The organism is Algoriphagus winogradskyi, from assembly GCF_900182815.1.
Lineage (GTDB): Bacteria > Bacteroidota > Bacteroidia > Cytophagales > Cyclobacteriaceae > Algoriphagus > Algoriphagus winogradskyi.
Genome location: NZ_FXUA01000002.1, coordinates 147,475 through 159,805, shown reverse-complemented (window position 1 = coordinate 159,805; position 12,331 = coordinate 147,475). Strand labels below are relative to the sequence as shown.

8 protein-coding genes and 1 riboswitch are annotated in these 12,331 nt (G+C 38.7%); all 8 genes read left to right on the top strand.

Going from position 1 to position 12,331, the window contains the following annotated elements:
* The 8 genes from QOL76_RS05035 to QOL76_RS05000 all read left to right on the top strand — a co-directional run bounded on the left by QOL76_RS05035 (position 1) and on the right by QOL76_RS05000 (position 11,874).
* On the top strand, positions 1-900 hold the full coding sequence (locus QOL76_RS05035) for a class I SAM-dependent methyltransferase (RefSeq protein ID WP_283411940.1): 900 nt from the start codon (positions 1-3) through the stop codon (positions 898-900).
* A gap of 71 nt (positions 901-971) precedes the next feature.
* Positions 972-2,570, top strand: coding sequence for an Ig-like domain-containing domain (locus QOL76_RS05030; RefSeq protein WP_283411939.1), 1,599 nt, complete (start codon positions 972-974; stop codon positions 2,568-2,570).
* Positions 2,571-3,033: 463 nt separating this feature from the next.
* Positions 3,034-4,782, top strand: coding sequence for an AMP-dependent synthetase/ligase (locus QOL76_RS05025; RefSeq protein ID WP_283411938.1), 1,749 nt, complete (start codon positions 3,034-3,036; stop codon positions 4,780-4,782).
* A gap of 245 nt (positions 4,783-5,027) precedes the next feature.
* Positions 5,028-5,498, top strand: coding sequence for a MarR family winged helix-turn-helix transcriptional regulator (locus tag QOL76_RS05020; RefSeq protein ID WP_283411937.1), 471 nt, complete (start codon positions 5,028-5,030; stop codon positions 5,496-5,498).
* A 45-nt stretch (positions 5,499-5,543) separates the two neighbouring features.
* Positions 5,544-7,949 carry a 3-hydroxyacyl-CoA dehydrogenase/enoyl-CoA hydratase family protein gene (locus tag QOL76_RS05015; protein WP_283411936.1) on the top strand — a complete coding sequence of 802 codons (2,406 nt, stop codon included), beginning with the start codon at positions 5,544-5,546 and terminating at the stop codon, positions 7,947-7,949.
* 60 nt (positions 7,950-8,009) lie between these two features.
* Entirely contained in the window at positions 8,010-9,185 is a 1,176-nt protein-coding gene (locus tag QOL76_RS05010; RefSeq protein ID WP_283411935.1) for a thiolase family protein, read from the top strand.
* Positions 9,186-9,304: 119 nt separating this feature from the next.
* On the top strand, positions 9,305-11,092 hold the full coding sequence (locus QOL76_RS05005) for an acyl-CoA dehydrogenase family protein (RefSeq protein WP_283411934.1): 1,788 nt from the start codon (positions 9,305-9,307) through the stop codon (positions 11,090-11,092).
* 326 nt (positions 11,093-11,418) lie between these two features.
* A complete protein-coding gene (locus tag QOL76_RS05000) occupies positions 11,419-11,874 on the top strand; it encodes a GyrI-like domain-containing protein (protein ID WP_283411933.1) in 456 nt (151 codons plus the stop codon).
* Positions 11,875-12,208: 334 nt separating this feature from the next.
* A riboswitch (TPP riboswitch) is annotated at positions 12,209-12,307 on the top strand.
* The last annotated feature ends 24 nt before the right edge of the window (positions 12,308-12,331 follow it).

Sequence of the window (12,331 nt, the reverse complement as noted above, 5' to 3'; positions counted from 1 at the left end):
ATGCTAGAAAGACTTACAAAATGTCCACTTTGTAAAAGTGGACATTTTCTTAATTCTGAAGAAATTAAAGATTTTGCAGTAAGCCAAGAGTCATTTATCATATGCAACTGTACAAAGTGCGGATTGAAATTTACGAATCCTAGACCAACCGAAGATACGATAGGACCATACTATGATTTTCCTGAATACTTCTCTCACGAGGATAAAGCCAAAAATCTAACCCAGCTTGTTTATCATAAAGTAAGAAAATATGCTGTTTCCCAAAAAGTAAAACATCTAAATAGCCTAAAGCCTTCCAAAGGCAAATATCTGGATTATGGCTGTGGCACAGGCGAGCTTCTTACCAAAGCAAAAGAAAGTGGATGGAAAGTAAAAGGTATAGAGCCAAATGAAAAAGCGAGAAACCTAGCAAACTCTAAGGTAGATGGAAAAGTCTATGCATCCATTGATGAACTACCCAAAGGAAGTTCATTTGAGATCATTACACTTTTTCATGTACTTGAACACGTCCATTCACTTAGAAAGACTGTAAAAAAAATTATAAATCACTTAAATTCAGATGGTTATATAATTATTGCTGTTCCAAACCCAGAAAGTCATGATGCTAAAAAGTATCTAGAGCATTGGGCAGGATGGGATGTACCAAGGCATCTATATCATTTTAACCATAAGTCTATTGTAAGCTTCGGAGAGATTTTTGATTTACAACTTGTGAAGCAAATGCCGATGAATTTCGATAGCTACTATGTATCATTATTGTCTGAAGGATATATCAATCCAAATCAATCCTTAGTACAAAAATATTGGAAGGCCATCATGTCAGGCAAAAAGTCAAACAGTGAAGCGCGTAAGACTGCAGGAAATTATTCAAGTAACATATTTGTGTTCCAAAAGAAGTGAAACATTCAAATCTAATCGCACTTTTAATTTTAAGCCTATTGGCTTTATCATGTGCTAAACAAAGTACGCCAATGGGAGGGCCTCAAGACGAAGACCCACCTATAGTCCTGGAAATGATTCCAAAAGACCAGAGTCTAAATACAAAACCCAAGGCGATAGTAATCACTTTTGACGAATACATTAAGCTAGACAATGCCAACAAAAACATCCTGATCACTCCAAGAATCAATAAGGATGAGGTAATTATTACAGCTTTAAAAAACACGCTTGAAATAGAATTAAATCAAGAACTTGAAGATAACACAACCTATGTCTTCAATTTCCAGAAATCTATTCAGGATTTATCAGAGGGAAACCCAGCAGAAAATCTAAAACTAGTTTTTTCCACAGGAGAACAAATAGACAGCCTAAGAGTAACAGGATCTGTCAACAGGTATTTTCCAGGGAAAAATGATAAAATAGAAAATGCCATAGTAGGTCTATATCCTATTGATGATACAACAAATGTCTTTATAGCACCTCCATACTATTTGAGTCAAGTTGACACTGCTGCAAACTTTTCCATATCCAACATCAAAGCAGGAAAATACTTTGCTTATGCGTGGCAGGATGATAATAATAGCTTAAAAGCAGAGTATAAATCCGAAGCTTTTGATTTCATAAAAGATACAATCACCATTAACCAAAACATAGAAGGCTTACATTTCAATCTTTCAAAAGGTGATCAAAACCCTATAAACTTACTTCGTTCGTCACCAATAGGTTCTAATTATACTATTGTATTGAACAAGACACCGAATGAAGTACTATTAAAGAATGACAAAATTGGAAGTGAAATATTTTATACGATAGGAGAAAAAAGAATCAATCTTTATTCAAAGTCAATAATAGCAGATAGCATATCATTTAATTTGAACGTAAAGGATTCGGTTGGATATGAAGTTGATTCATTAATCTGGGCCAAATTTGAAGAATCAGAAAGAAAACCAGAGAAACTTACCATATCAGCTAATTCAGGCAAAAATTTTTACCAAAACCTACCCATAGAACTAACCTTTAACAAGCCTATCACAGACATAAATTACGATTCCCTTTATCTAGCTTACGACACAGCCTCTGTTGTTAAGATTTCTCCAGAAATGTTAAGTTTCAAAGATTCTTTGAGAAGAGATGTTTTAAGAATTAATCTGTTGGTTCCGGACTCTATACCCTATGAGACATTTTCACTTAAAGCAGCAGATTCCACCTTCAGAGATATAGAAGGGCAATACAATGAAGTTGCCTTGAGTGCTAATTATAAAAAGTTGAAAAAAGAAACACTCTCAGATGAAATATCAGGAAAAATTGAAGGATCAGAGGGACCATTTATTGTACAACTTTTGGATAGTAAAGGAGAGCTGATAAGGGAGTCCTATATAGAAAGCGGTAATCAATTCTCCTTCAAACTAATAGAAGCAGCAAACTATCAAATACGAGTAATAGAAGATACAAACAAGAACCACCGATGGGATCCAGCAAATTTTGAAGAAAAAAGATATGCAGAACGGACTTTCAATTTCTTAGATCCAGAAACAGGAAATGGTAACATTCTAATAAGAGGTGGTTGGATTGTAGAAGATCTAGTGATCAAAGCTACACCTAATACAGGCATAAAAATCGACCAGGATTAGGCGTGGATAAGTACCAAATCAGTTGTGGATAAAAGTGGACTACTTCAGGATAACTGAACACTTTTCTACCTACCAAACTTCCCCAATTCTATCAAGCCCTAGAATTGGGGAAAAGCCAACAGTTATCCACTAAACAAAATCATTCTATCAACAGCCCTTTTACCAACAGTGAATAATTAAGACCTAATCCACAAAAATTGGGATATTCAATTACTACAATAATTCTCAACGTCTTACATGTGGACAAAAAGAGGATAACCCGTGGACAACTCAACTTTACTATCCCACTAAGAGTGGAGAAGAATAAACCTTCTTCTTTTCCACAAATCCACAGTCCTAATAACCTTAGTAAAGAATTTTTTTAAAAATCTATTTTACAACTATTATAAAAAGAGAGCGTGGATAACTCTTTGTAATGGCCTCACATTTTGGTAATATTATAAAGTACCCAAAATGACAAACTATGAAGCCATCCAGACTTTTTGATTTGATTCCTTATCAGATCGCTACTTACAATAAAGAGATAGCTCTTTCGAAGAAAGAAAATGGCGATTGGAAATCATTTTCATCGAGAGACCTAAAAGAAATAGTAGACAACCTAAGCTTAGCTTTTTTAAAGGTCGGATTGAAAAAAGATGAAAAAGTTGCGATAATTTCTGAAAACTGTCCAGAATGGAATTTCATTGATTTTGCCCTACAGCAGATCGGTGCTATTTCTGTACCCGTTTATCCTACAATCACCTCTTCAGATTTTGAATATATTTTTGATCATGCCGAAGTCAAAATGATTTTCGTTGGTGATCAGGAGATTTATGATAAAGCCAAAGAAGTAAGCGGAGATCGATTAATTTATAGTTTTTCTACAATCAAAGGTGCAATATTCTGGGAGGATTTCTTGGCGATAGGTGTAAATGAAAGTATTGAACCGTTAGAGCTGTTGAAAGAGACAGTAATGGGTGAGGACATGTTCACCATCATTTACACTTCTGGCACGACTGGGCGGCCAAAGGGTGTAATGCTTTCACATAATAATGTTCTTTCGAATGTATTATCCATTGCTGCGATTATGACTCCTGATCGTGGCACTTCCCGAGTGCTTAGTTTTCTTCCGCTTTGCCATATATATGAGCGCACAGGTTCTTTCTGTTTTATGTACTTGGGTTTCTCTATTTATTACGCTGAGAGCTTAGAAACTTTGGGGGAAAATATGAAAGAAGTCAAACCGAATGCATTTAATACAGTTCCTCGTCTTCTAGAGAAAATCTATGACAAGATAGTAGCCAAAGGCTATGAGCTATCAGGGATTAAAAAACAGCTTTTCTTCTGGGCATTGAATTTAGGATTGGACTATGAACCTGGTAAAAAAATGGGAGCTTGGTATGATTTTCAGTTGAAAATGGCCAATAAACTGATTTTTAGTAAATGGAGAGAAGCTTTAGGAGGAGAAGTACTTCAAATTAATTCCGGTGCATCAGCATTACAACCTAGGTTAGCTCGGGTTTTTTGGGCTGCTGGGATCAAAGTGTGTGAAGGTTATGGCTTAACAGAGACTTCTCCTGTAATTTCAGCATCTGTCTGTACAAATGAAGAAATGAGAATAGGGTGGGTGGGGAAAATTGTTCAGGATGTAAAAGTAAAAATCGCTGAAGATGGCGAAATCCTAGTCAAAGGTCCCAATGTAATGCTAGGTTACTATAAGCAACCCGATATGACCGCAGAAGTACTTCAAAACGGCTGGTTTCATACCGGTGACATTGGTGAGCTAGACGGATCTTTCCTGAGAATCACCGATCGTAAGAAGGAGATGTTCAAAACGTCCGGAGGCAAATATATTGCGCCTCAGCTGATGGAAAATAAATTCAAGGAATCCACGCTGATAGATCAGTTGATGGTCGTGGGTGAAAATAAAAATTATCCAAGCGCATTGATTGTGCCTAGTTTTGAAGGATTGAAAGACTATTGCAAGCATAAAGGCATTCCTTATACCACTGATAGGGAAATTATTCTCAAAGCCGAAATCGTTGAAAAGTACGATCGAGAAATCGAACAAATCAATAAGTACTTTGGTAAATGGGAGCAGATAAAGCGATTCAAGCTTTTGCCGGAAGCTTGGGGAATAGAATCAGGAGAATTGACTCCAACAATGAAATTGAAACGCAAGGTCATCTTGCAGAAATATGCCAAAGAGATTGAGCATATTTATCATGAATGAAATCCAACCAAGTAGATTTTACTATTTATTAACATTAATATATCCTTTTACTTAAGGAGTTTTTTCTTATTAATTATTCTGTTTTTTAGTGAAATATTTGCTTTATCACAATAATTGCAGTGAATTACCTAGGTATTCAAGGCGATAATTTGTGATGCATGCATAACTTTTTTCAAATATAGTATGCATGCATACATTATTTTTAGTAAATTAGAATTCCTCAATAATTGGAGAATTCCGTAGAGATGAAAAGAGAAGAAACAGTTGATTATCATATAAAAAGTGCCTGGCATGCGATTTCCAGAATGTACAATCAGCAAGCTGCTGAGGAGGGATTTACTACAGCTATTGGATTTGTGCTGATCAATATCAATTCTACAGAAGGTACGCCTGCTACTAAAATTGCCCCAAAACTAGGTCTAGAGACTAGGAGTTTGACCAGAATGCTGAAAACAATGGAGGAGAAAGGAATGATTTACAAAATGCCTGACCCGATAGATAAGCGTTCTGTGAGGATCTTTTTAACAGATGAAGGCAAGAAGAAAAAAGAAAGGTCAGTGAATACAATCAAAGAATTCAATGATCAGGTGCGGGAAATCGTAACTGAAGATGAGCTTCAGGATTTCTTCAAAGTATTTGAAAAAATTCAACTGGTGATAGATCAAGTACAGACCGCCAAAGGAATAGATGTCAACAAGCCAATCTTTGAACTATAAACCATATAACGACCACAAGGTATAAACTACCAAAAGCCCAAAATTATGAACAGAACCATTAAGAAAGTTGCCATTTTAGGTTCGGGTGTTATGGGATCCAGAATTGCCTGTCATTTTGCTAATATCGGCGTGCAAGTGCTTTTACTGGACATAGTACCCTTTGAACTTACCGAGCAAGAGCAGAAAAAAGGACTGACCAAAGAAGATCCAATAGTCAGAAATCGAATAGTGACCAGAGCTTTGCAAAGCACACTAAAGTCAAATCCATCAGCTATTTATGACAAGGCATTTGCTTCCAGGATTACTACAGGAAATTTTGATGACGATCTCCCAAAAATCAAAGATTACGATTGGGTGATGGAGGTGATCGTTGAGAGACTTGATATCAAGCAGTCTCTTTTCGAAAAAGTAGAAAAATACAGAAAGCCAGGTACACTGGTCACTTCCAATACTTCCGGTATTCCTATGCACATGATGTGTGAAGGAAGATCCGAAGATTTCCAGGAAAATTTTGCAGGTACACACTTTTTCAACCCACCTAGATATTTACGCCTATTAGAAATCATTCCTGGACCAAAATCTAAGCAGAAAAACATAGATTTCTTGATGGAATATGGAGACAAATTCCTAGGCAAGGAAACCGTTCTTTGTAAAGATACTCCAGCATTTATTGCTAATAGAATTGGTGTTTACGCGATTATTTCTGCAATGCACACCATCGAAAAAATGGGCTTAGGTGTATCTGAAGTTGATAAATTGACTGGAACACTAATCGGCCGGGCAAAATCTGCTACGTTCAGAACAATGGATGTGGTTGGTTTGGATACTACGGTTAACGTGGCCAATAACCTTTACAAAGCCTTACCAAATGATGAGTCTCGTGAGAAATTCAAACTTCCGAAAATCATGGAAGTACTGTACGAGAAAAAATGGTTAGGCGACAAAACTGGATCTGGATATTTCAATATGATCCGACACAAAGACGGAACAAAAGAATTGAAGGAAATTGATTTTGAAACCTTTGAGTACAAAGATCTAGAAAAGCCAAAATTCAAAGCGTTGGAAGCTGCTAAGGAGTTTGAAGACTTGAAAAAGAGAATCAAATTCTTAGTGAATTTTGATGACAAAGCCGGAGAATTCTACCGGGCCACTTTCTATGATTTGTTCAAGTATTGCTCCAATAGAATCCCTGAGATAGCAGATGAACTATTCAGAATAGATCAAGCAGTTTGTGCTGGATTTGGATGGGAACTCGGGCCTTTCGAAAACTGGGATTTACTCGGTGTGAAAGTAACGGTTGAAAAAATGGAAGCTGCTGGAGAAAAGCCAGCTGCATGGGTTTATGAAATGCTTGAAGCAGGAAATGAATCTTTCTATAAGGTAGAAAACGGTAAAAAGCACTACTACGACATTCCAAGCAAGTCCTATAAGGAGGTACCAGGAATGGATGATTTCATCATTTTGGATACACTTAAATCTGCTGGAAAAGTCATTTGGAATAATGCCGGAGCATCAGTCTATGACCTAGGCGATGATGTGATCGGTTTGGAATTCCATACTAAGATGAATTCAATGGGAGCTGAAGTGATCGAAGGGATCAACACAGCCATTGGAATGGCTGAGAAATCATACAAAGGCCTAGTGGTAGGTAATGAAGGTGCTAATTTCTCAGCAGGAGCAAATCTAGCCATGCTATTTATGTTCGCTGGAGACCAGGACTTTGATGAGATCAATTTGATGATTGCACAATTCCAGAATACCATGATGCGCGCGAGGTATTCTTCCGTTCCCGTGGTAGTTGCTCCACACAATATGGCATTGGGTGGTGGTTGTGAACTTTCACTCCACTCAGATCACATTCAGGCGCATGCAGAATTGTACATGGGCTTGGTGGAAGTTGGAGTTGGATTAATCCCTGCCGGTGGTGGTACTAAGGAAATGACCTTGAGATTTTCCAATGCTGTAAAATCCGGAGATGTAGAATTGAATAGGCTGCAGGATGCATTTATGAATATCGCCATGGCAAAAGTTTCTACCTCTGCTGAGGAAGCCAGAAACTTGGGCTATTTGAGAAAGGATGATGGAATTACCCTCAACCGAAATCGACAATTGGCGGAAGCGAAATCGAAAGTCATTTCTATGAATGAAGCCGGCTATACTCAGCCAATTGAGCAAACAGATATTCGTGTACTTGGAAAAGAGTCATTGGCACTTTTTGAAGCTGGAATCACTGGAATGAGGTATGGCGCATACATATCTGAGCATGACGCTTTGATTGCCAAAAAACTAGCCTATGTAATGTCTGGAGGGGATTTGTCCTCGCCAACTGAAGTTTCTGAGCGATACTTATTGGACTTGGAGCGCGAAGCATTCTTGAGCTTGACTGGTGAAAAGAAAACGCTGGAGAGAATCCACAGTATTTTATTCAAAGGAAAACCGCTTAGAAATTGATGTCTAAAGTACTAAGTACAATGTACCAAGTAACTCAATACTCAAAAAACTCGAAATAACATGGAAGCATATATAGTAAATGGATATAGATCAGCGGTTGGAAAGGCCAAAAAAGGTGGATTCAGATTTTACCGCCCAGATGATCTAGCTTCAGATGTGATCAAGCATCTGGTAGCAAATACGCCAGGATTAGAAGCCAAAATGGTGGATGATCTGATCGTAGGAAATGCCGTTCCGGAGGCGGAACAAGGAATGCAAATGGGAAGAATGATTTCTCTTCTTGCTTTAGGAATAGAGAATCCTGGCTTTATCGTCAACCGTTATTGCGGTTCTGGAATTGAAGCTATTGCCTTGGCTGTTGGAAAAGTGAAAGCCGGAATGGCAGATTGTATCATTGCTGGTGGTACAGAATCTATGTCTATGGTGCCAATGATGGGTTACAAAACTGTGCTGAATTACAAAATAGCTACTGAGCATCCTTCCTACTACATCAGTATGGGTTTGACTGCAGAGGAACTGGCAAAGGAATACGAAATCACTCGCGAAGAATCAGATGCTTTTTCGGTCAAATCTCATGAAAAAGCCATTGCTGCTATTGCTGCTGGCAAATTCAAAGATGAGATCGTTCCTGTAGAAGTGGAAGAAACGTACCTCGATGAAAAAGGCAAAAAGAAAACCCGAAAATATGTAGTGGATACGGATGAGGGACCTCGTCCTGGAACGACCATGGATGTTCTTTCAAGTTTAAAACCAGCGTTTAAAAATGGCGGGCAAGTAACAGCGGGTAATTCCTCACAAACTTCTGATGGAGCAGCTTTCGTAGTAGTGATGTCAGAGCGAATGGTGAAGGAATTAAACATAGAGCCAGTTGCTAGAATGATGTCTTATAGTGCAGCAGGAGTTGATCCCAGAATTATGGGAATTGGACCTAAAGAAGCTGTTCCGAAGGCACTGAAGCAAGCCGGATTAACTCTAAATGACATTGACCTGATCGAACTGAATGAAGCGTTTGCCGCACAGGGATTATCAGTAATCAAGGCGCTGGACCTCAATCCAGATATCGTAAACGTAAATGGTGGAGCTGTTGCTCTTGGTCATCCGCTGGGATGTACCGGAGCTAAACTTTCCATACAGATGTTCAATGAACTCCGACGCCAGAATAAGAAATATGGACTAGTCACTGCTTGTGTTGGTGGTGGTCAGGGTGTTGCTGGGGTTTACGAGCTCTTGAAATAACCAATCACCAGACTTCATTATTCAACATTTTTCATTCATCATTCCATATTGAAAATGTAAAATGGTGAATGATGAATTCAGAATAATGAAGAAAATAAGCTGATAATAACAATAGAACAATGGCTACAAAATCAACCCAAGGAGGAGAATTCCTCATCAAGGAAACAGATGCGCAAGACATCTTTATTCCAGCAGAATTTACAGAAGAGCAAAGAATGATGGCTCAGGCCTGTCAGGATTTTATCGATACGGAGATCACCCCTTTCGCTCAGGAGATCGATAGCATGAAAGATCCTGATTTAGTCCCACGCATTTTCAAAAAAGCAGGAGATCTTGGTCTTTTGGGAATCACAGTTCCAGAGGAATACGGAGGAATGGGGATGAGTTTCAATACATCCATGTTGATCGCGGATATTATTGGTGCAGCGGGTTCATTTTCTACTACCTACGGAGCACATACGGGGATTGGAACACTGCCCATTTTGTATTACGGTACAGAAGAACAAAAGAAAAAGTACCTTCCTAAGCTTGCTACTGGAGAATGGGCAGCATGTTATTGCCTTACTGAACCCGATGCAGGTTCGGATGCAAATAGCGGTAAAACCAAAGCGACTCTATCTGAAGATGGTAAGACATACCACCTGAACGGTCAGAAAATGTGGATCTCAAATGCTGGTTTCGCAGATCTTTTCATTGTGTTTGCCAAAATCGAAAACGATAAAAACTTGACCGCCTTCATCGTAGAGAAGTCATTTGGCGGAATCACGATGAATGAAGAGGAGAAAAAGATGGGAATCAAAGGTTCTTCCACCCGTCAAGTATTCTTTAATGATTGCCCAGTGCCGGTGGAGAATATGCTTTCTGATCGTCAAAATGGTTTTAAAATCGCTGTAAATATCCTAAATATCGGTAGAGTAAAGCTCGGAGCTGGTGTACTTGGCGGAGTTAGAACGGTGACCTCCCATGCGATCAAATATTCCACAGAACGTAAGCAGTTCGGCGTAAGCATCAATTCTTTTGGAGCAATCAAATCCAAACTGGCAGAAATGGCAACCAAATCTTACGTCTCGGAAGCACTTTGCTACCGAGCTGGACAGGATATTGAGAATAAGATCAATGCGCTCGAAGCAGAAGGAATGGCTGCTAATGAGGCAAAACTGAAGGGTGTTGAGGCTTTTGCGATCGAATGTGCCATCGCCAAAGTGCAGTGCTCTGAAGTGCTGGATTATGTGGTCGATCAGGGGGTACAGATCTATGGTGGAATGGGCTACTCTGCGGATGCGCCAATGGAACGTGCATATCGTGATGCTAGAATATCTAGAATCTATGAAGGCACCAATGAGATCAACAGAATGTTAATGGTAGGTATGCTCCTGAAGCGAGCGATGAAAGGAGAGATTAATATTTTCGATCCAGCAATGGCAGTTTCCAAAGAACTGACCTCTGTTCCTTCATTTGAGACAATTGATACTTCTGAGCTATTTGCAGCTGAAAAAGAAGTTCTGAAAAAGCTAAAGAAAGTATTCCTGATGGTTGGTGGCAAAGCTGCCATGGCCCTTCAGGATAAAATTGAAGATGAGCAGGAAATCATGATGAATCTTGCTGACGTGATGATAGAAATCTACGCAAGTGAATCTGCGATCCTTCGTACCGAGAAATTGGTTTCAATGAAAGGCGAAGATGCCTGCAAGAATCAAATTGCCATGGCGCAGATCTATCTTTCTGAGGCGGTTGACAAAATCAATACAGCTGCGAAAGAAGCCATTGGTAGCTTCACCAAAGGCGATGAGCAAAAAGTAATGCTTATGGGTTTGAAGAGATTCACCAAGACTGAACTTTATAACACCAAGGAATTAAGAAGACAAATCGCTGATTTTATGATTGATCAGGGAAAATATCCGTTCTAAGTTGTGATAACTTGAGTACCAAAGCCTCCGAAATGAAAGAGTTCGGAGGCTTTTTTGGTTTTATCCGCAGAGTCCACAAATAAAATGCGGAGAGCACAAGTCCTTAATTTTTCGAGCGAATGAGGGCTCAATTTTGACCTAATAGTATTTCATAATGATCTAATTCATGAAAAAGCTGCTCTAGTTCTATTTTTTAATGACCGAACTGATAGAAATGTAGATCAGAGTCTGTAATTATCTTAAAGTTTAACTGGGATCATAGAGTCCTTTTTGGTTTAACTTGCTTCTTTAAAAGACTAAAGCTTTTAACAGTAACCAAAAACACGATGCACAGTATAGCCCCTTTTAAAATTATAGGAATTACCACACGAACTTCTAATTCTTCCGGAAAAGCAGCCGAAGACTTAGGAGCTCTTTGGGGAAGATTTTTTGAAGAGCAAGTTGGAGCAAAAATTTCAGGAAAACTTAATGACGATATTTACGCTATTTATACTGATTATGAATCTGACTATACTGGAGAATATACTTGCCTAATAGGATATCAAGTATCTAGCTTAGAAAATGTAGCCAAAGGCCTTGTAGCCAGAGAATTCGATGGAGGCAGTCATATCAAGTTTGTAGCTGCTGGAAAAATGCCTGAGGCAGTCGTCCAAACTTGGCAGGAAATCTGGTCCAAGGATTCTGAAATAGACAGAAAATATACTTCAGATTTTGAAGTCTATAGCTCCAAATCGCAGCAAGGAGATAATTCTGAGGTTGATATTTTTATTGCAGTCAAGTAAGGATTCCTGGTAGATTGTCCGCTAAAAAATAGTTGTTGACTCAGGTTGGGAGTCGCAGAATTCCCACTACCTTAACAGGAATCAGTTACATCATTTCTCAAATGAAACTATGGCAAAGCAACCAGAAGGTAAACCTAAGAACGATAAATCTGCGGCTACCAAAACGTTAAAGGAAAAGCGTGCTGCAAAGGCCGCTAAAAAGGAAAGTAAGAAAAATAATTAGTCAACAAACAGAGGTCACAAGCCTCTGTTTTTTTATGCTAGCCATTTTAACTAAAATAGCCACAGGTGTGGTGAGAGAATTTTACGGCTAAGAAAAATCACCTATATTTGAATCAATTGCACGGGGTGCCTTCCTTTTGGTGAGGCTGAGATAATACCCGAATTACCTGATTTGGATCATGCCAACGTAGGGATGCTAAAGCCAGAAAACGCCTTTGTTTTCTCTTGGTTGTCT